Annotated in this window: 20 protein-coding genes; 12 read left to right on the top strand and 8 right to left on the bottom strand. The window is 74.8% G+C overall.

Translation table 11 applies throughout. The features are described from left to right. Nucleotides 1-30: 30 nt before the first annotated feature. Both ACFY7E_RS28215 and ACFY7E_RS28210 read right to left on the bottom strand, forming a co-directional pair. Nucleotides 31-501, bottom strand: coding sequence for an indole-3-glycerol phosphate synthase (locus ACFY7E_RS28215; protein WP_389489676.1), 471 nt, complete (start codon nt 499-501; stop codon nt 31-33). Between the two features lie 105 nt (nt 502-606). Continuing rightward, nucleotides 607-1,461, bottom strand: a complete 855-nt coding sequence (locus ACFY7E_RS28210; protein ID WP_389489674.1) for a dihydrofolate reductase family protein — start codon at nt 1,459-1,461, stop codon at nt 607-609. A gap of 36 nt (nt 1,462-1,497) precedes the next feature. Here ACFY7E_RS28210 and zapE point away from each other — a divergent pair, with 36 nt between their 5' ends. The 5 genes from zapE to ACFY7E_RS28185 all read left to right on the top strand — a co-directional run bounded on the left by zapE (nt 1,498) and on the right by ACFY7E_RS28185 (nt 6,594). Continuing rightward, the gene (gene zapE / locus ACFY7E_RS28205; RefSeq protein WP_389489672.1) at nt 1,498-2,583 is read left to right on the top strand and encodes a cell division protein ZapE; all 1,086 of its coding nucleotides are present in this window, start codon (nt 1,498-1,500) and stop codon (nt 2,581-2,583) included. A 38-nt stretch (nt 2,584-2,621) separates the two neighbouring features. Further along, nucleotides 2,622-3,047, top strand: coding sequence for an OsmC family protein (locus ACFY7E_RS28200; RefSeq protein WP_125667333.1), 426 nt, complete (start codon nt 2,622-2,624; stop codon nt 3,045-3,047). Nucleotides 3,048-3,218: 171 nt separating this feature from the next. Then, nucleotides 3,219-4,595, top strand: a complete 1,377-nt coding sequence (locus ACFY7E_RS28195; protein ID WP_389489669.1) for an alkaline phosphatase PhoX — start codon at nt 3,219-3,221, stop codon at nt 4,593-4,595. A gap of 102 nt (nt 4,596-4,697) precedes the next feature. Continuing rightward, a complete protein-coding gene (locus ACFY7E_RS28190; protein ID WP_389489667.1) occupies nt 4,698-5,579 on the top strand; it encodes a PPK2 family polyphosphate kinase in 882 nt (293 codons plus the stop codon). A gap of 103 nt (nt 5,580-5,682) precedes the next feature. Beyond that, complete coding sequence (locus ACFY7E_RS28185; RefSeq protein ID WP_389489664.1) at nt 5,683-6,594, top strand: polysaccharide deacetylase family protein; 912 nt, start codon at nt 5,683-5,685, stop codon at nt 6,592-6,594. Between the two features lie 6 nt (nt 6,595-6,600). Here ACFY7E_RS28185 and ACFY7E_RS28180 read toward each other — a convergent pair whose 3' ends face one another. Genes ACFY7E_RS28180 through ACFY7E_RS28170 form a run of 3 tightly spaced genes read right to left on the bottom strand, consistent with a single transcriptional unit; the run spans nt 6,601 to nt 8,386 of the window. Beyond that, nucleotides 6,601-6,810, bottom strand: coding sequence for a hypothetical protein (locus ACFY7E_RS28180; protein WP_389489662.1), 210 nt, complete (start codon nt 6,808-6,810; stop codon nt 6,601-6,603). Nucleotides 6,811-6,836: 26 nt separating this feature from the next. Then, a complete protein-coding gene (locus ACFY7E_RS28175; protein ID WP_389489659.1) occupies nt 6,837-7,487 on the bottom strand; it encodes an ABC transporter in 651 nt (216 codons plus the stop codon). Then, nucleotides 7,484-8,386, bottom strand: coding sequence for an ATP-binding cassette domain-containing protein (locus ACFY7E_RS28170; protein ID WP_389489657.1), 903 nt, complete (start codon nt 8,384-8,386; stop codon nt 7,484-7,486). Before ACFY7E_RS28170 ends, ACFY7E_RS28175 begins: the two co-directional genes overlap by 4 nt. A gap of 93 nt (nt 8,387-8,479) precedes the next feature. On the opposite strand from ACFY7E_RS28170, the gene ACFY7E_RS28165 reads away from it, so the two are divergent. The 3 genes from ACFY7E_RS28165 (at nt 8,480) to ACFY7E_RS28155 (ending at nt 11,729) form a co-directional block, all read left to right on the top strand. Further along, nucleotides 8,480-9,163, top strand: coding sequence for a peptidyl-tRNA hydrolase (locus tag ACFY7E_RS28165; protein ID WP_389489655.1), 684 nt, complete (start codon nt 8,480-8,482; stop codon nt 9,161-9,163). A 122-nt stretch (nt 9,164-9,285) separates the two neighbouring features. Then, entirely contained in the window at nt 9,286-10,716 is a 1,431-nt protein-coding gene (locus tag ACFY7E_RS28160; protein WP_389489652.1) for a DUF692 family multinuclear iron-containing protein, read from the top strand. Between the two features lie 2 nt (nt 10,717-10,718). Beyond that, a complete protein-coding gene (locus ACFY7E_RS28155) occupies nt 10,719-11,729 on the top strand; it encodes a TIGR04222 domain-containing membrane protein (protein ID WP_389489650.1) in 1,011 nt (336 codons plus the stop codon). Between the two features lie 203 nt (nt 11,730-11,932). Here the strand turns inward: ACFY7E_RS28155 and hemQ are convergent, their stop codons facing one another. Both hemQ and hemG read right to left on the bottom strand, forming a co-directional pair. Then, nucleotides 11,933-12,646 (bottom strand): hydrogen peroxide-dependent heme synthase, encoded by a 714-nt coding sequence (hemQ, locus tag ACFY7E_RS28150; RefSeq protein ID WP_389489647.1) that lies wholly within the window; start codon nt 12,644-12,646, stop codon nt 11,933-11,935. 17 nt (nt 12,647-12,663) lie between these two features. Then, the gene (hemG, locus tag ACFY7E_RS28145; protein WP_389489646.1) at nt 12,664-14,160 is read right to left on the bottom strand and encodes a protoporphyrinogen oxidase; all 1,497 of its coding nucleotides are present in this window, start codon (nt 14,158-14,160) and stop codon (nt 12,664-12,666) included. A 138-nt stretch (nt 14,161-14,298) separates the two neighbouring features. On the opposite strand from hemG, the gene ACFY7E_RS28140 reads away from it, so the two are divergent. Further along, the gene (locus ACFY7E_RS28140) at nt 14,299-15,300 is read left to right on the top strand and encodes a DUF4349 domain-containing protein (protein ID WP_389489643.1); all 1,002 of its coding nucleotides are present in this window, start codon (nt 14,299-14,301) and stop codon (nt 15,298-15,300) included. Nucleotides 15,301-15,310: 10 nt separating this feature from the next. Continuing rightward, entirely contained in the window at nt 15,311-16,699 is a 1,389-nt protein-coding gene (locus ACFY7E_RS28135) for an FAD-dependent oxidoreductase (protein ID WP_389489641.1), read from the top strand. Nucleotides 16,700-16,787: 88 nt separating this feature from the next. On the opposite strand, the gene hemE is transcribed toward ACFY7E_RS28135, so the two are convergent. Further along, nucleotides 16,788-17,864, bottom strand: a complete 1,077-nt coding sequence (gene hemE, locus ACFY7E_RS28130; protein ID WP_383448271.1) for a uroporphyrinogen decarboxylase — start codon at nt 17,862-17,864, stop codon at nt 16,788-16,790. 91 nt (nt 17,865-17,955) lie between these two features. Between hemE and ACFY7E_RS28125 the strand changes: the two genes are divergently transcribed. Continuing rightward, a complete protein-coding gene (locus tag ACFY7E_RS28125; protein ID WP_389489639.1) occupies nt 17,956-18,651 on the top strand; it encodes a DUF3000 domain-containing protein in 696 nt (231 codons plus the stop codon). Nucleotides 18,652-18,935: 284 nt separating this feature from the next. Then, the gene (locus tag ACFY7E_RS28120) at nt 18,936-19,601 is read left to right on the top strand and encodes a response regulator transcription factor (protein WP_015037008.1); all 666 of its coding nucleotides are present in this window, start codon (nt 18,936-18,938) and stop codon (nt 19,599-19,601) included. Nucleotides 19,602-19,623: the final 22 nt, after the last annotated feature.

Raw genomic sequence — 19,623 nt, 5'->3', positions numbered from 1 at the left:
CGGAGCGCGGGCCGGGCCGTCACCCTCCGGTCACTCGCTGTGCGCGAAGAGCTTCAGGACGGGGACGCCCACCTTGTGGCGGGCGCGGGAGGCCCAGTCGCGGTGGAAGAACTCCTCCACGTAGTGCGGGGCGGTGAGGACGATGACCTCGTCCGCCCCCGCCTCCTCGACGACCGCCCTCATCTTGTCGAGCGGGTGGTTCTCGACGACCTGGCCGACCGCCTCGCAGCCGGCGTCCCTCAGGGCCCGGAGCGAGTGCTCCAGGGCCTGTTCGGCGGGGGGCCGGGCCTCCTCGCCCTCCGGTTCCTCGCCCTCGCGGGCGGCTTCCTTCAGTTCGCCCATGGCGACGTCGTCGATGGCGCGCAGCAGTACGTCGGCCTGGTCACCGCGCGGCTGCATCAGGACGATGAAGGACACGCCCTCGTCGCCGTGCAGCGTGGTGACGAACTCCACGTCGACGGACGTCAGGGGCTTCTCGATCATCAGAACGCTTGTGAACACTTCGGGAGCCCTTCTGCGGAAGCCGTCCTTCCCCGTGTTCGCACGGGGACTGCGACAGTAAGTGTGCCCGGCGGACAGTAAGCGGAACGGCAAATTCCGCTTTTCTCAGGACCGAAGGTAGCGGGTGAAGAGGAAGCCGTCCCGCTCCAGGACGGAAGCCACCCGGAAGCGTGTCGGGACGGCCACCCGGGGGCCCTCGGCGATCCGCTGGGCGTCCCCGGCCGTCATGGTCGGCGAGATCGTCAGGCACAGCTCGTCGAGGACCTCCGCCGCCACGAACTGGCCGAGCAGCCGGGGCCCGCCCTCGGTCAGCTGGCGCCGCAGCCCGCGCTCCGCCAGGACCGCGAGCGCGCGGGCCGGGTCGACCCGGGTCCCGTCGCCCGCGAACAGCACCTCGGCCCCCGCCTCCCGGGCCGTCCGGACCCGCTCGGCGGGCGCCCCGTCGCCGGTGAGGACCAGGGTCGGCACCGACGGCTCGGTGAAGAGCGGACGCGAGAAGTCCAGGTCGAGCGAGGCGGTGACCACGGCGATCACGGGGGCCGGGCCCTGTCCGGCGGCGGCCCGGCGCTCCGCGAAGGCCTCCCGCGCCCGGGCGGGGCGGTACCCCTCCAGGCGTACGGTCTCCGCGCCCACCACGATCACGTCGGCGAGCCCGCGCAGGGTGCCGAAGATCCTCATGTCGGTCTCGGAGGAGAGCGGCTGGGAGCGCCCCTCGTGCTGGCCGGCGCCGTCGAGCGAGGAGACCATGTTGGCCCGCAGCCAGGAGCCCCCGGTCTCCGGGTAGGCGTAGGCGTCGGCGAGCGCGTCGAGGGACCAGTCCCCGCCCTCCGTCCCGGCCTCGTCGGCCGGTCCGGCCGGTCCGACGGGTGCGGTCGGCACGGCGGGTGCGGTCGGACCGGCCGGTCCGGTCGGCACGGCCGGTCCGGCTGTCATGTCCGTCACAGGAAACAGGCGTCGCATCCAGGCAGTCTGACATGGCGCTTACAGTGGGGAACTGTGTCGACCCGTGCCCTCACCGAAGCCGTCCCCTCCGCCGCGGCCCCGCTCTCGCTCTGCTCCCGAGAGCCCCACGTCCCCGCCGAGCGCCTCGTCGCGGAGATGGTGCCGCCGCCGCGCTTCGACTCCGTGCGTTTCGACACGTACATCCCGGACCCGAACCAGCCCAGCCAGACGCAGGCGGTCGAGGTCCTGAGCGGCTTCGCCGAGGGCCTGGGCGGCGCGCACGCCTCCGGCGCCGGGAAGCGCCGCTGGTTCGCGCGGAAGCCCGCCGCCCCCACCGGGCCGCGCGGGGTCTACCTGGACGGCGGGTACGGCGTCGGCAAGACCCACCTCCTGGCCTCGCTCTGGCACGCGACCCCCGCCGAGCCCGCCCTGAAGGCCTTCGGCACCTTCGTGGAGCTGACCAACCTGGTGGGCGCGCTCGGCTTCCAGCAGACCGTGCGGACCCTGAGCGGGCACCGGCTCCTCTGCATCGACGAGTTCGAGCTCGACGACCCGGGCGACACCGTCCTCGTCTCCAGCCTCCTCGGCAAGCTGGTCGAGGCGGGCGTGGCGCTCGCCGCCACCTCCAACACGCTCCCCGGCAAGCTCGGCGAGGGCCGCTTCGCCGCCGCCGACTTCCTCCGCGAGATCCAGGGCCTCTCCGCCCACTTCCGGCCGCTGCGGATCGACGGCGAGGACTACCGCCACCGCGGCCTGCCCGAGGCCCCCGCGCCCTTCTCCGACCAGGACGTCACCGCGACCGCGTACGCCACGCCGGGCGCCTCCCTGGACGACTTCCCGCACCTGCTCGACCACCTGGCCAGGGTCCACCCGAGCCGGTACGGCGCCCTGACCGACGACCTCACCGCCGTCTGCCTCACCGACGTGCGGCCCGTGCCCGACCAGTCGACCGCGCTGCGGCTCGTCGTCCTGGCCGACCGGCTCTACGACCGCGAGATACCCGTGCTCGCCTCCGGCCTGCCCTTCGACCGCCTGTTCAGCGACGAGATGCTGAACGGCGGATACCGCAAGAAGTACTTCCGGGCGATCTCACGGCTCACCGCGCTCGCCCGCGACGCGAAGGGGCTCGTCGCGCAGTAGCTTGGGGGCCGTACCCGACCGATCGAAAGGGATCCACCATGGCCACCGTGCGTCACGCCCACACCGTCTGGCAGGGCGACCTCCTCAAGGGCTCCGGCACCGTCTCCCTCGACTCCTCCGGCATCGGCTCGTACGACGTCTCCTGGCCCGCCCGGTCGGAGGAGCCGAACGGGAAGACCAGCCCCGAAGAGCTGATCGCCGCCGCGCACTCCTCCTGCTTCTCGATGGCCCTCTCCCACGGGCTGGCCGGCGCGGGCAACCCGCCCACCCGTCTGGAGACGAAGGCCGACGTCACCTTCCAGCCGGGCGAGGGCATCACCGGCATCCACCTGACGGTGCGGGGCGAGGTCCCCGGCCTGGACGCGGACGGCTTCCGGGCGGCGGCGGAGGACGCGAAGAAGAACTGCCCGGTCAGCCAGGCGCTGTCGGGCACGACCATCACGCTCGACGCCGAGCTGGCCTGATCCCGCTCCTGACCCGGAGTCAGGATCCGCGCCGCACGCGGCAGTTGCGGCCCGCATGGTTCACGCGCCACCGGAGTGCGTGATACACACGTGCGGGTCGCACGTCACACAGGCAACACGTGACGCGACGGAACGTCACCACCTGTCCGCCAACAGGGGAGCCCGTTGCCCATGTCCGCAACACGACGTCAGATCCTGTCCGGCACCGGCGCGTCCGTCGCCGGGATCGCCTTCGCCGGAGCCCTCTCCGAACTCTTCGCCGCGAGCGCGTCGGCCGCGACCGGCGGCCACCCGCCCCGGGGCGGCTACGGCCCCCTCGTACCCGACCCCGACGGGCTCCTCGACCTGCCGGCCGGGTTCCGCTACAAGGTCCTCTCCCGGCAGGGCGACCCCCTCCGCTCCGGCGAGGGACCCGTGCCCGGCAACCACGACGGCATGGGCGCCTTCCCCGGTCACCGGGGCCGGACGCACCTGGTCCGCAACCACGAGAACAAGGCCACCGGGAAGAGCGGCGTCCCGACCGTCCCCGGCCTCACGTACGACCCGGCGGCCAAGGGCGGCTGTACGGCCCTCGAACTCGACGGCCGGAACAACGTCCTCGGCGAGCGGGTCGCCGTCGCGGGCACGGCCGTCAACTGCGCCGGCGGGCCCACGCCCTGGAACACCTGGCTGACCTGCGAGGAGACCGAGGACCGGGCCGGCACGAACGGCTACACCAAGGACCACGGCTTCGTCTTCGAGGTCGACGGCGCCGACCCGCGCCGCACCGGGGCCGTCCCGCTCACCGCCCTGGGCCGCTTCCAGCACGAGGCCGTCGCCGTCGACCCGCACAGCGGCATCGTGTACGAGACGGAGGACGCCTTCGACCGCCCCTTCGGGCTCTTCTACCGCTTCCTCCCCCGCAAGCCGCTCGGCGGCACGGGCTCGCTGCGCGCGGGCGGCGCCCTGGAGGCGATGCGGGTGCCGGGCGTCCCCGACCTCTCCGCGGTCCAGGAGACCGGCACCCGCTTCGAGGGCGTCGAGTGGGTCCCCGTACCGGACCCCCTGGCGGCCGTGACCCCCGTCCGCTTCCAGGACTTCGGGCCGAAGGGCATCACGCACGCGCAGAAGCTGGAGGGCTGCTACTGGGGCGGGCGGGCCGTCTACTTCGTGTCGTCGTTCGCGCGGGTCGGGGACGGCTCGGCGGCCACCCACTTCGGCCAGGTGTGGAAGTACGAGCCGCACCGGCGCCGGCTCACCCTCGTCGTCGTCTTCGGCCCGAGCACCGACGTGCGACTGCCGGGCGAGTCGCCGGACAACATCTGCCTGGCGCCGACCGGGGGCCTGATGGTCTGCGAGGACGGCGGAGGCGCGCAGCACGTCTTCGGGGTGAGCGAGCGCGGCGAGGTCTACCCGGTGGCCCGGGGGCGGCAGAACATCGGCACGGCCGAGGAGCCCGAGTGGGGCGAGTTCGCGGGAGTCACCTTCTCCCCGGACCGGAGCACGATGTACGTGAACTGCTACACGCCGGGCACGACGTTCGCGGTGACGGGTCCCTGGCACCGCTGATCCGCCGGCCTCCGGGGGCCGGTCCGCCCCCGGAGGTCGCGGACGGCCCGGTTGCGGCGGAGGATCGGGGGAAGGCGGGCGGGACTGCGGAAGGAGCGCGAGATGCCGAAGAAGAACGACGGGAAGAAGCGACGGAAGGAGCGGGAGCCGGCCCTGCGCGACGTGCTGCGCGTGCCCGTGGGCGAGCCGGTCGACCTCTCCTCGTACGACGCCCGGGGCATCCCGGCGGGCCCCGCCGACAAGGCGGCCGGGGTGGCCGCCACCGCCGAGCTGGGACCGCGCCTGGCCGACCTCCAGGAGCGCCTGTACGCGTCGAGCACCGCCGGGGACCGCCGCAGGGTGCTCCTGGTCCTCCAGGGCATGGACACCAGCGGCAAGGGCGGCACGGTCAAGCACGTGATCGGCTTCCTCAGCCCGTCGGGCTGCCGGGTGCGCGCCTTCAAGGCCCCGACGCAGGAGGAGAAGGAGCACTCCTTCCTCTGGCGGATCGAGAAGGCGCTGCCCCTGCCTGGCGAGATCGGCATCTTCGACCGCTCGCACTACGAGGACGTCCTCGTCCCCCGCGTCCACGAGCTGCTCTCCCGCTCCGAGATCAAGCGCCGCTACCGGCAGATCAACCACTTCGAGAAGTCCCTCGCGGACGACGGCGTGACGGTGGTGAAGGTCTTCCTCCACCTCTCGTACGAGGAGCAGCGCGCCCGGCTCCTCGCCCGCCTCGACGATCCCGACAAGCACTGGAAGTTCACCACGGGCGACATCGAGGAACGCGCCCTGTGGCCGGACTACCAGAAGGCCTATGCGCTGGCCCTGGAGCGCTGCGGTACGGACGCGGCCCCCTGGCACGTGGTCCCGGCGGACCGCAAGTGGTACCGGAACTGGGCGATCAGCAAGCTCCTCCTGGAACACCTGGAGGCGCTGGACCCGAAGTACCCGCCGGGCGACTACGACGTGGAGGAGAGCCGGAAGCGGCTCCTGGCCTCCTGAGCGGCGCCGCGCGCCGGGGCGGGCGTCGGCCCGGCGGGTGGACTCGGGCTCTGCCGTCGCCGGGTCGCAGGCATTAATAACTTTGATCGGATAACTTCCGATCGTGAATATTCCTGTACGAAAAGCGGCGGCGCTCGGTCTTCTGGGCGCCGCCCTCGTCGGCTGCGGCGGGGCTGCCGGAAGCGGCGCCCCGACGGCCGACGCCCCGAAGGCCCCGATCGCCGGGGCGTCGGTCGGCGTCCTCCCGCCCTCTGCGAGCACCGGCGCCGCCGCCCGCCCCAAGCCGGGAGCCGAGCCCGCCGCCGCGCCCACCATGGCGCCCGGGCCGAACGGACTCACGCCCGTCTACACGCGCCGGGCCGCGAACTCCCCGAAGGGCGCCGAGAAGGTCGTCGCGCTCACCTTCGACGCCGACATGACCGCCGACCAGGGGCCCAGGGCCGCGCGCGGCGAGCGCTTCGACAACCCGGAGCTCATCGCGACCCTGCGCCGCCTGGAGGTGGACGCGACCGTCTTCATGACGGGCCGCTGGGCGGAGGAGTACCCGGACCAGGCCAAGGCCATCGGCGGCGACCCGCGCTTCGAGATCGCCAACCACTCGTACAGCCATCACGCCTTCGCGTCCCCCTGCTACGGCCTGCCCTCCGTCGCCGGACCCGACATGGCGGCGGACGTCCAGCGTGCCTTCGACGCCTTCCGGGACGCCGGGGCCCTCAACGTCGTCCCGTACTTCCGCTTCCCCGGCGGCTGCTACGACGACGCGGCCCTGCGCGCCCTCGGCCCCGCCGGGGTGACGGCGGTCCAGTGGGACGTGGTCAGCGGGGACGCCTTCGCGAAGGACGCGGACGCGGTCGCCGAGCAGGTGCTCGACGGGGTGCGGCCCGGGTCGCTCGTGGTCATGCACTGCACGCGCAGCGCCGCGCCCGTCACCGAGCGGGCGATCCGCCGGATCGTCCCGGAGCTGCGCGCCCGCGGCTACCGCTTCGTGAAGGTGTCGGACCTCATGCGCGGCTGAGGGGGCTCAGCCGGAGCAGGCCGTGCGCTGGGCCTCCTGCCACTCGCACACCGGGCAGAGCGTGATACCCCTGGCCGAGGTCGGGTACTCGGTCGGTTCCTGGCACAGCACGCAGGCCGCGAAAGGGCCCTCGGCCGCAAGTTCGGGCCTCGGGGCGGGCTCGGGGGCGCAGTACGACGCGGCCGCGGAGGCGGACGCGGGCGTGGTCTCGGTCATGTTGTCCGAGCGTACTCCCGGCGTGCTCACTCCAGGCGTGCCGTGGCGCGGCAGGCGAGGGCCGCCGCCGTCGCCGCGAGGAGCAGGGCGCCCGCGCAGGCGAGCCAGGGCGGGTCGGCGGTCGCCGTGCGGGCCCCGGTGGTCAGGACCGTCATGGCGTGCTTCGCCGGGGACCCGGTGACCACGAAGGCGAGGAGAGAGCCGAGGACGAGGGCCGAGAGGGACCAGCCGGAGGCCTTGAGGAAGGGCCGGGAGGCCAGCGCGCCCACGGCGGCGCCGGTGAGGGCGCAGGCGAGCGCCGCGAGGAGCCCGGTGAGGGCCGCGACGGGGGCGGGAATCCCGCGCCGGTCGCTCACGGCCGTCACGACCAGGACGGCGAGCGTGCCGGGCAGGACCGGCCAGGCGGTCCCGGCGAGGAGCGCCGCGAGGTGTGCGCGGTTCCGGCCGGCGGCGGCCGCGACCACGTTCCGCGCGGCGGGCGGCTCCTGGGTGAGGCAGATCCGCACCGTCCAGGCCGTCACCGGCAGCAGGGCGGCGGCGGTGAACCCGAGCGCGTCGAGCACGGGTTCGGCCGCCTGGACGCCGGCGCCGACGAAGACCGCGTACAGGAGGAACGGGGCCAGCCACCGCTGCGAGCGGAGGAGGAGGCCCGACTGGTAGCGCAGCAGCGCCGTCATGTCCGTACGCCTTCCTCGGGAACGTCGGTCTTCGCCGCATGGAGCCGGTGGACGTGCCAGGAGGCCGCGAGGAGCGCTCCGAGCAGGGCGTCGGAGTGCGCCGCGCCCACGGTGAGGGCGGTGGTGCCGTCGGGGCCGGGGGCGACGGCCGGTTCCCCCGGCAGCCGGTCGGGGAGCGTGCGCCCGCCGGAGACGGTGATCCGCACGAGGGCGTCGGACGGCTCCCCCGCGGGCTCCCGCCCCGCCCGCACCCGCCCCGCCTCCACCCCGTACACCACGTCCGCCTCGCCCCGCAGCCGGCGCGGGTCGTGGTCGACGAAGACGACCGTCGCGCCCGCCGCGACGCGTTCGCGGACGACGGCGTCGAGTGCGGCGCGGGCTCCGGCGTCGAGCCCGGTCCAGGCCTCGTCGAGGACGAGGAGGTCCGGGTCGGCGAGCAGCGCCTGGGCCACGGCGACCTTCTGGCTCGTACCCTTGGAGAGCTCCCCGAGTCCGGTACGGGCGTGCCCGCCGGCCCCGAAGCGCTCCAGCCACTCCCCCGCCCGGGCCCGGGCGGCCGTCCGGCCGAGGCCCTGGACGCGGCCGAGGCGGACCAGGTAGCCGAGGGCCGTGAACGGCAGCGCGACGGGGAAGCGTTCGGGGACGTACGCGGTGCGGGCGGGCCGTCCGGTGACGCGCCCCTCGGTGGGCGCGTCGACGCCGGCGAGCAGCCGGAGCAGGGTGGACTTGCCGGTGCCGTTGGTGCCGGTGATCCGGACGAGGGCGGCGGCGGGCAGGTCGAGGTCGACCCCGCGCAGCACCCACGGCCCCCGGGGGCCGTGCCGGCGCCCGACCTTCTCCAGCCTCGGCCGTCCGTCCACGGGGGCGGGCCGCCCCCCGGCGGAGAGATCGCTCCTCATGGGGGCATCCTGGCGTGGAAGCGGCGAGTTCCACAAAACCGCTCGTCACGGCACCGGTGACGGCGCTCGTGACGGCGGTGGCAGACTTGCCGGGTGAGCAGCGAAGAGACCGATTCCCGCGACGAGAAGCCCCAGTTCGTCCTTCCCCTGGTGGTGCGGATCGAGCGGGAGGCGCCCCCGGCCCGCACCGACGCCCTGGAGACCGCGGCGCGGGCCGTCCTGGAGATCCTGACCGACGAGCGCTCCACCGGCGAGGGCGAGTGGGCGCGGGCCATGACCGACTGGCAGGACGCCCGGATCCGCAAGGTGGTGCGCCGGGCGCGCGGCGCCGAGTGGCGGCGGGCGTGCGCGCTCCCCGGCATCACGGTCACCGGCGCGGAGGCGGAGCTACGGGTCTTCCCGCCGGTCCCGCTCGACGGCTGGCCCAAGGACCTGGCCCGCCTCCAGGTCTCGGGCACCGACCTCGACGACCCGGCCGCCCCCGGCCCCGTACCGGAGGGGGCGGCGGTGCTGTGGTTCAACCCCGACCTGGACATGTCGGCCGGCAAGTCGATGGCCCAGGCCGGCCACGGCGCCCAACTGCTCTGGTGGGCCCTGCCGGACGCCGGACGCGAGGCCTGGCGGAAGGCCGGCTTCCCCCTCGCCGTACGCACCGCCCCGGCCGCCGACTGGCCCGCCCTCACCACGAGCGGCCTCCCGCTCGTCCGCGACGCGGGCTTCACGGAGATCGCGCCGGGCTCGGCGACGGTGGTGTCGGCGTTCCCCCGGACCGACTGAGAGCACCGCCGGGCTCCCGGGTGCCCGGAACCTCAAATGAAGCTCTGAACGTCCCCCTCCCGGGGTTCGAACGTTCCCGCGTGGGCCATCACAGGGGAACTGAGGACCGAAGGAGGGGGACCATGACGGAACTCGGCATCGGCATCGGCTGGCGTCCCGAGATCGCGGAGGCGGTGGAGGGACTGTCCGGGGTCGACTGGGTGGAGGTCGTCGCGGAGAACATCTGCGCGGACCACCTGCCCGACTCCCTGACCCGGCTGCGGGGGCGCGGCGTCACGGTCGTGCCGCACGGGGTCTCGCTCGGGCTCGGCGGTGCGGACCGGCCGGACCCCGGGCGGCTCGCGGCGCTCGGCGAGAAGGCGGTGGCCCTCGGGGCGCCGCTGGTCACGGAGCACATCGCGTTCGTACGGGCCGGGGGGACGCTCACCGCGTCCCCGGCGCTCGAAGCGGGCCACCTGCTGCCCGTGCCCCGCACCCGGGACGCCCTGGACGTGCTCTGCGAGAACGTGCGCATCGCCCAGGAGGCGCTGCCCGTACCGCTCGCCCTGGAGAACATCGCCGCCCTGATCGCCTGGCCGGGCGAGGAGATGACGGAGGGGCGGTTCCTCGCGGAGCTGGTGGAGCGCACGGGGGTGCGGCTCCTGATCGACGTCGCCAACCTGCACACCAACCACGTCAACCGGGGCGAGGACCCGGCGCGGGCCCTGTCCGAACTGCCCGTCGAGGCCATCGCGTACGTGCACGTGGCGGGCGGCGTCGAGCGGGACGGCGTCTGGCACGACACCCACGCCCACCCGGTGCCGCGCCCGGTCCTCGACGTCCTCGCCGACCTCGCCTCCCGGGTCTCCCCTCCCGGGGTGCTCCTGGAGCGGGACGACGACTTCCCCCCGGCGGCGGAGCTGGCGGAGGAACTGGCCGTGATCCGGGCGACGGTGGCGGGGGCGCCCGTCCGCCGTGGGGCGGAGGCGCAGCGGCCGGCCGGCCGGCCGCTGCTCATCGGCGCCGGGGCCCGCGTCTCCGGCGGGCCGATGCCCGGGGCCGTCCTCGACGCGCCCCCGGTTCCGGCGCAGGCGAGCACGCCCGTACGGGAAGGGGACGCGGCCGACCAGGGGGTGCGGCAGCGGCTCGGGACCGTGGCGGACGAAGGCGCGCGGCAGCGGCTCGGGCTCGCGCAGGCCTCGTTGCTCTCGGCGCTCGTCGCGGGGACGCCCGTGCCCGAGGGGTTCGACAGCCGGCGGATCGGGGTGCAGAGCCGGGCGCTCGCGGCCAAGCGGGCCGGGGTGGTCGCCAAGGTCGCGCCGGAGCTGCCCGAGATCCTGGGCCGGGAGTTCCGGCCCGCGTTCCTCGCGTACGCCAGGTCCCGTCCCATGGGCGGCGGTTACCGCCGGGACGCGCTCGACTTCGTCGAGCACCTGCTGATCGCCGGGCGTCCGGAGGACCCGGTCGCCCACCGCCGGCTCACCCGGTGGTGGCAGGACCGTTCCGGCAACCGCCCGCAGGGCCCCGCCGCGCGGCTCGTCCGGGCCGCCCGCCACGCACTCGTACGGAGATGACCATGGACCTCCTGATCGTCCTGTACTACCTCGTGGCCGCCGTCGCCGTCGCCCTGCTCGTCACCCGGGTCGTCCGGTCCCGCCGGGGCTCCGGCGGGCCGGTCCACGACCGGTACGAGGCCGCCTTCCTGCACGGTGGTCCCGCGAGGGTCGTCGACAGCGCCCTCGCCTCCCTCCACGCGGACGGGCGGATCGCGATCGGCGGGCCCGGCATCGTGGCCGTCGTCCGTCCCACCGCGCGCGACCTGGTGGAGCGCGCGGTGTTCCAGGAGCACGCCGCCGCCCCGCACGGCGCCCTGCACCACCTGCGGCTCGCCGTGATGCGGCACCCGGCGGTGCAGGAGATCGGCGACGGGCTCGCGGAGCGCGGCCTCCTCGTGGACCCGGCGACGCGGCGCGCCGTGAACCGGTGGTGCGCGGCGGTCGGCATCGCGGCGTTCGTCCTGTTCCCGGTCTCGTTCTTCGTCACGGTCGCCGACTTCGCCGCGGCGGAGGAGTTCTCGGTGCCGTTCACCTTCAAGGTGGTCCCGGCGCTGTTCGTCATGGGGGCCGCGGCCGTCGTCTGCGGATCGGTCTCCGCCCGGCGGGTCACCCCGGCCGGGCGGGGCGCGCTCGCCGCGCACGGGCGCGAGCGGGGGCACCTGGCGGACGCGGGCCACCTCGTGGCCCTGTACGGGCTGCGGGCGCTGCCGGACCCGGTGCTCCGGGAGCAGCTCGTCGCCGCCGCCCGCGTCCACGGGCCCCGGAGGCCCGGTCGCGGCGGGCGTCCGGGACCGTTCCCGCACCAGTCCTCCTCCCCGGGCGCGGACGAGTTCGGCGTGGTCGCCGTGTGGTGCGCGGGCGCCGGGTCCTGCGGCGGCGGGGGCGGGGGCGGAGGCGGTGGGAGCTCCTGCTCGTCGGGCTCGTGCTCCTCCGGGTCCTGCTCGGGAGGGGGATCGAGCTGCGGCGGAGGTTCCAGCAGCAGCGACGGCGGGAGCTCCAGCTCGTGTTCCAGCTCCAGCTCCAGTGGCTGACCGTCCTTACCGCGCGGAGACGTCCCGGAAAAGGCCCCGGAAATGACGCCGGTGCGGCGCGCGTGACGCGCGCCGCACCAGGAGCCGGACCCGGTGTCGCTGGAGCGGCCGGCGGATGGTTTCCGCCGGCCGTCTGATCTTCCGGGTCGGGGGATGGCGCGCCCGGCCGGGAGCCGGGCCGCCACCGGGTTTTCGGGAGGCCGTCAGGCCAGGCCCGCCACCAGGTCGGCGACGCTCTTGCGCCGGCCGGTGAAGAACGGCACCTCCTCGCGGACGTGCATCCGCGCCTCGGAGGCGCGCAGGTGGCGCATGAGGTCCACGATGCGGTACAGCTCGTCGGCCTCGAAGGCGAGGAGCCACTCGTAGTCGCCGAGCGAGAAGGAGGCGACCGTGTTGGCGCGGACGTCGGGGTAGCCGCGGGCCATCTTGCCGTGGTCGGCGAGCATCCGGCGACGGTCCTCGTCCGGCAGCAGGTACCAGTCGTACGAGCGGACGAAGGGGTAGACCGAGACGTAGTCGCGCGGGTTCTCGTCGGCCAGGAAGGCCGGGATGTGCGACTTGTTGAACTCGGCCGGGCGGTGCAGCGCCATGTTCGACCAGACCGGCTCCAGGGCGCGGCCCAGGCGGGTGCGGCGGAAGAGGTTGTACGCCTCCTGGAGCTCGTCGCTCGTCTCGGCGTGCCACCAGATCATGACGTCGGCGTCGGCGCGCAGACCGGACAGGTCGTACGTGCCGCGGACGGTGACGTCCTTGGCCGCGAGCTGGTCGAACAGCTCCTGGACCTCGTCGGCGTAGCCGCTCCGGTCCTCGGGCAGGACGTCGCGCAGCTTGAAGACGGACCACAGGGTGTAGCGGATGACCTCGTTGAGGTCCTTCGCCTTCTTACCGGCGTTCGGGATCTTTTCGGGCGCACTCATACGCCCATTCTCGCCCGTCACGAGGAGTGCCCCGCACCGGGGGGCGCCGTTTCCGACGTGGCGATGATCTCGTCGGCGCGGCCGGAGGTCCCGTCGGCGAGCGCGCCCGCGATCTCGTCGGCCGCGCGGTGCGCCGAGGCGATGCAGGCGGGGATGCCGACGCCGTCGTACGCGGCGCCCGCGATCCGCAGTCCGGGCAGGGCGGCGACGGCCTCGCGGATCCGGGCGACGCGGGCGAGGTGGCCGGTCGGGTACTGGGGCAGGCCGCCGGCCCAGCGGGTGACCGTGGTGGCGACGGGCCGGGCGCCGAGGCCGGTGGCGGCGGCGAGGTCCTTGAGGGAGGCGTCGACGAGGTCGGCGTCCTCGCGGTGGAGCTGCTGCTCCTCGCCGTGGCGGCCGACGGAGGTGCGCAGGACGAACAGGCCGGGCGCCGCGTCGGCCACCCAGCCCCACTTCTGCGAGGAGAAGGTGGAGGCCTTGATCGTGTGGCCGTCGACGGGGGGCACGAGGAAGCCGGAGCCGGGCAGGCCGGGCACGTCCGAGCGGCGGAACGCGAGGGTGACCAGGGCCATGGAGGCGTACTCGACCGCGCCGAGTTCGCCCGCGGCGGCGGGGGCGTGCTCCGCGAGGAGGGCGGCGGCGGGCCCGGCGGGGGTGGCGAGGACGACGGCGTCGGCGGTGAGGACCCGGTCGCCGCTCACGACCTGCCAGCCGGTGGCCCCGGTGCGGCGCAGCGCCGTCACGGGGGCGTTCGGGACGATCTCGCCGCCGGCCGCGCGGACGGCGTCGGCGACCGCGCCGGGCAGGGTGCCGACGCCGCCCTCGATCCCGGCGAAGACGGAGCCGCCGAGGCCGGTGGCGGCGCCCGCCGCGTCGGCCGGGACGGCGGCGCCGGCCCGCTGGACGGCGCGGACGGCGGCGGTGAGCGTGGGGTGCTCGCGGGCGGCATCGAAGAGGGCGGGGACGGCGGCCTTCATGGAGATGCGGTGGGCGTCCCCGGCGTACACCCCGCCGAGGAGGGGTTCGACGAGGCGGTCGACGACCTCGTGGCCCATGCGGGCGGCGACGTACGCGCCGATGGCGATGTCGTCGCCGATCGCGGTGGGCGGCAGGTCGAGGTCGGCGGCGATCCGGCGCACGCCCTCCTCGGAGAGGAGGCCCTCGACGGCGCGGGCGTCGCCGGGGACGCCCATGACGTGCCCCTTGGGCATGGGGACGAGCTCGCCCCGGGACCAGACGGACGCGGTGGTGGTGGCGGGGGCCGTCAGCCGGTCGCCGAGGCCGACGGCGCGGGCGAGGGCGACCGCCTCGGGACGGCGGGCGAGCAGCGACTCGGCGCCGAGGTCCACGGGCGCGCCCGCGACCTCCCCGGCGAGGAGCTTGCCGCCGAGTCTGCCGTCCGCTTCGAGGAGGGTCACCCGGTGGCCGGCGAGGGCCAGCCGGTGGGCGGCCGCGAGGCCGGTGATCCCGCCTCCGGCGACGACGACGTGGGGTCCCGTGGTGTCCGCGTTCATGGGACCACTCTCTCAAATCGCCCGTCCGCTCCCGTTCCGAGGCCGGACCGTGACCGCATCGCTACCGCCGGACGGCAACCCGCGCCACCGGGTCGTACGTCAAAGGGGCATCGATCGTCACCACCTTGGGGGGTTCCCGTGCGGAGAGCGCATACGACGGCCGCCGTCCTGCTGACGGCGTCACTGGTCCTGACGGGCTGCGGCGCGGGCGGTACGGACGCGGGCGGCAAGGCGGGGGGCGCGCGGGCGGCGCGGCCCGCCGCGCCGGAGCCGGGCGGGGGCGCGGCGGACGGCTCCTCGGGGGCCGCGTCCGGTTCCGGATCCGGGCGGGCGGCGGCGGAGGCTCCGGCCCCGCAGCACGTCATCCGTACCGCCTCGCTGTCCGTGGAGGTCGCGGACGCGACGAAGGCCCTGGCCACCGCCCGTGCGGCGGCGGTGGACGCGGGCGGGCGGGTCGAGGACGAGTCGACGGAGCGGATCGACGACGCGTACCTCGCCTCCCGGGTCGTGCTGCGGGTGCCGCAGGCGGAGTACGACTCCGTCCTGGCCGAACTGGCGGGCACGGGAAGGCTGTTGTCCCGCAAGGCCGACGCGAAGGACGTCACCGACCAGGTGGTGGACGTGCGGAGCCGGATCGCCACCCAGCGGGCGAGCGTGGCGCGGGTGCGGGAGCTGATGGACCGGGCGGACGCGCTGTCCGACGTGGTGACCCTGGAGGCCGAGCTGAGCCGGCGTCAGGCGGACCTGGAGGCGCTGCTCGCCGGGGAGGCCTCGCTGAAGGACCGGACGTCGCTGGCGACGATCACCCTCCAGCTCACCGAGGAGCGGAAGGAGAAGCCGGAGGACGAGGAGCGGGAGGAGGGCCGTCCCGGTTTCCTGGAGGCCCTGGGCGGCGGCTGGAACGCCCTGGTCGGCGTGGTGGCCTGGGTCCTGATCGTGCTCGCGGCCCTGGCCCCGTGGCTCGCGGTCGGCCTGGTCGCCTTCGTCCTCTGGCGCCGGCTGGTCCGCCCCCGGCTCGCCGCCCGCCGCCCCGCGCCGGTGCCGGGGCCGCGCCCCGGAGGGCCGGCGGTCGAACGGAACGCCGCCGGGGCGCCGGTGGGACCGGAGGCCCCGGAGACCGGAGGGGCCCCGGAGAAGTAGCGTCGTCCCCATGAGCGAACGACTGGTGGTCATCGGTGGCGACGCGGCGGGCATGTCCGCCGCGTCGCAGGCGCGCAGGCTCAGGTCCCCCGGGGAGCTGGAGATCGTCGCCTTCGAACGCGGGCACTTCTCCTCGTACTCGGCCTGCGGCATCCCCTACTGGGTCGGCGGGGACGTCGGCTCGCGCGACGAGCTGGTAGCGCGGTCCCCCGAGGAGCACCGCGCCCGTGACATCGGGCTGCGGACGCGGACCGAGGTGACGGAGATCGACGTCGGCGGGCAGCGGGTCCGCGCCCGGGACCTGGAGTCCGGTACGGAGGAGTGGACCGGCTTCGACAAGCTGGTGATCGCGACGGGGGCCAGGCCGCTGCGCCCGCCGGTGCCGGGGATCGACGCGCCCGGGGTGTACGGCGTGCAGAACCTGGACGACGGCCAGGCCCTGATCGACGCGCTGTCCCGTACGGAGGGCTCCGGTACGGAGGGGCGGCGGGCGGTGGTGGTCGGCGCCGGATACATCGGGGTGGAGATGGCCGAGGCGCTCCTGAACCGGGGGTACGAGGTGACCGTCCTCAACCGCAGCGAGCAGCCGATGGCGACGCTCGACCCGGACATGGGGCGGCTCGTGCACGACGCGATGGACGGGCTCGGGATCAGGACGGTCAACTCGGCCGAGGTCACGAAGGTCCTCACGGGGCCCGACGGCCGGGTCCGGGCGGTGGCGACGGACGAGGAGGAGTACCCCGCGGACGTGGTGGTCCTGGGCACGGGGGTGGAGCCGGAGACCTCGCTCGCCCGGGAGGCGGGGCTGCCGCTCGGGGCGTACGGCGGGCTGCTCACCGACCTGGGCATGCGGGTGCGGGGGCACGGGAACGTCTGGGCGGGCGGCGACTGCGTCGAGGTCCTGGACCTGGTCTCGGGCCGGATGCGGCACGTGGCCCTCGGGACGCACGCGAACAAGCAGGGCCAGGTCATCGGGTCGAACGTCGGCGGCGACTACGCGACCTTCCCGGGCATGGTGGGCACGGCGGTGTCGAAGGTGTGCGACCTGGAGATCGCGCGGACCGGCCTGCGGGAGAAGGAGGCCCGGGAGGCGGGGCTGCGGTTCGTGACGGTGACGATCGAGTCGACGAGCCGCGCGGGCTACTACCCGGGGGCGGCGCCGATGACGGTGAAGATGCTGGCCGAGCGGCGGACCGGGCGGCTGCTCGGGACGCAGATCGTGGGCCGGGAGGGCGCGGCGAAGCGGGTGGACGTGGCGGCGGTGGCGCTCACGGCGAAGATGACGGTGGAGGAGATGACGGCCCTGGACCTGGGGTACGCACCGCCGTTCTCGCCGGTGTGGGACCCGGTGCTCGTCGCGGCCCGCAAGGCGACGGCGGCGGTCCGCGCGGCGGGCTGAGGAGGTCCTTTCCCGAAGGACGGAGAACGGCGACGGCCGCCGGGGGTTCCCCGGCGGCCGCCGCCGTCGCGCGAGTGCCGCCCGGCGGTCAGACGGCCGTGTGGGTGTGGACGTACTCGACGAGGCGGGTCAGCGCGTCCGGGTCGGTGGTCGGCAGGACGCCGTGGCCCAGGTTGAAGACGTGCCCCTCCAGGCCCTTCGCGGCGGCCAGGACCTCGTCCGTCTTGGCCTCGACGGCCTCGCGGGAGGAGAAGAGGACGGCGGGGTCGAGGTTGCCCTGGAGCGCCTTGCCGGGGCCGACGCGGCGGACGGCCTCGTCGAGCGGGACGCGCCAGTCGACGCCGACGACGTCCGCGCCCGCCTCGCCCATGAGGCCGAGCAGCTCGCCCGTGCCGACGCCGAAGTGGATGCGCGGGACGCCGTACCCGGCGACCGCGTCGAACACCTTCACGGAGGCGGGCATCACGGAGCGGCGGTAGTCGGCCGGGGCGAGGGCGCCGACCCAGGAGTCGAAGAGCTGCACGGCGGAGGCGCCGGCCTCGATCTGGACCTTGAGGAAGGCCGAGGTGATCCCGGCGAGGCGGTCGAGGAGGTCGGCCCAGAGCTGCGGGTCGCCGTACATGAGCGCCTTGGTGTGCTCGTGGTTGCGCGACGGACCGCCCTCGACGAGGTAGCTCGCGAGGGTGAAGGGCGCGCCGGCGAAACCGATGAGCGGGGTGTCGCCCAGCTCGCCGGTGAGCATGCCGATGGCCTCGGTGACGTAGTGGACGTCCTCGGGGGTGAGGTCGCGCAGCCGGGCGAGGTCGGCGCGGGTGCGGATCGGGTCGGCGACGACCGGGCCGACGCCGGGCTTGATGTCGAGGTCGATGCCGATGGCCTTGAGGGGGACGACGATGTCGCTGAAGTAGATGGCGGCGTCGACCTTGTGGCGCCGCACCGGCTGGAGCGTGATCTCGGTGACCAGCTCGGGCCGCATGCACGACTCCAGCATGGGGATGCCCTCGCGGACCTTCAGGTACTCGGGGAGGGAGCGCCCGGCCTGCCGCATGAACCAGACGGGGGTGTGCGGCACCGGCTCGCGCCGGCACGCCTTGAGGAACGCGGAGTCGTACGTCCGCGACTGCTGCTTCGTCTGCTGGCCCTGCGGGCTGTCGTTGGCGCTCACGCCCAGAATCTTCGCATGTGGCGGGAAGCCGCTCGTCCGGGCCGGGTGTCCCTCCCTGCACGGAGGCCCCGTTCCGCCTACTCTTCCCCGCATGGCTGCGGCTCAGGGACACTTTTCCGATCATTCCGACGGCGATCGAGGGACGGACGAAACGGCGGGCAGTACGGAGACGAACCCGGTGCCACCGGCCTTCCGGCGGGCGGTGGAGGCCTTGCGCGCGGCGCGGCTGCGGTCCGAGATCGAGGTGGACCCGACCAGGCCGCCGCAGCGGCTGGCGCCGTACGCGTACGCGGTGGAGGCGGCCGTCGTCGACGGCGAGGAGGACCTGGCGGACGGGCGGCTGGTGCTGCTGCACGACCCGGACGGGCACGAGGCCTGGAAGGGAACGTTCCGCCTGGTGACGCTGGTCCGGGCGGAGCTGGAGCCGGAGATGGCGGCGGACCCGCTGCTGCCCGAGGTGTGCTGGTCCTGGCTGACCGGGGCCCTGGAGGCGCGGGGGCTTCCGTACGGGGAGGCGAGCGGGACCGTGACGATGGCGGGCTCGCACTACTTCGGCGGGCTCGCGGACCGGCGGCCGGCGACCCAGATCGAGATCCGGGCGTCCTGGACGCCGCGCGAGGGCCTGGGCGGGGTGCCGGACACGGGGGCGCACCTGGCGGCCTGGTGCGACCTGCTCTGCCAGATCGCGGGGCTTCCGCCCGCGCCGGTCGAGCCGGGGGCGGCGGGGACGACCACGGGCGGGGGCGTCGTCTCGCTGCCGCAGCGGCGGGGGCCGCAGCAGGCCTGATTCCTCGGGGACCGGGGCCCCGGGGGGTGCTCCGGCGCCTCGCACAAAGCGTTCGGAAGGCGCTCCGGGGCTCCCCCGGGAGGGTGAAGGAGCGGGCGTCGCTCGTAGGATGATCGATCAGCCGTCCGAATTGTCCTGATTGTTACTCACCAAATCGTGATCTTTCCCTAAAGGCGGGCGGCCCTGCTGCCGAAGGAGTCAGTGACCCCTTCGCAGCACGGGTCCGCCCCCCGGCTTCTTCCCCGAGCCGGCTCCGTCCCCCACCTTCCCCCCCAGGAGGCCTGGTGTCCGTTCTCCTCGAGCAGCCCGCAAGCCTGGTCGCCTACCGCCCGAACAAGCCGACGGCCATGGTCGTCGTGGCCGACCCGCGCGTCCGTTCCACCGTGACCCGCCACCTGTGGGCCCTCGGAGTACGTGACGTGATCGAGGCGTCGTCCATCGCGGAGGCCCGCCCCCGCGTCGGCAACCCGCGCGACATCTGCGTTGCCGACGTCCACCTGCCCGACGGCAGCGGCCTGACCCTGCTGTCCGAGACCCGCGCCGCGGGCTGGCCCAACGGCCTCGCCCTCTCGGCCGCCGACGACATCGGCGCCGTGCGCAACGCCCTCGCGGGCGGCGTGAAGGGCTACGTCGTCACCGGCACCCGGACCAACATCGGTCACCCCACCCGCCCCGGCGCCGCCCCCATCGGCGCCGCGGCGGCCCGTCTGGGCCACCGCCGCCCCCCGGGTGCCCCGAGCCACCCGGGCGGCTACCGCGAGCTCTCCGGCCGTGAGGTCGAGGTGCTGCGGCTCGTCGCGGAGGGCCAGTCGAACAAGGCGATCGGCGTCTCCATGGGCCTGTCCGCCCTGACCGTGAAGAGCCACCTCGCCCGCATCGCCCGCAAGCTGGGCACCGGCGACCGCGCCGGAATGGTCGCGGTGGCCTTGCGGACGGGAATCATCCACTGATCCGCGTCGGTCGACCCGGTGG

Origin of the sequence: Streptomyces sp. NPDC012825 (genome assembly GCF_042900925.1) — a bacterium.
Classification (GTDB): domain Bacteria; phylum Actinomycetota; class Actinomycetes; order Streptomycetales; family Streptomycetaceae; genus Streptomyces.
Note: the sequence above shows the minus strand (reverse complement) of the source record. Positions and strands in the feature narration are given on the sequence as shown.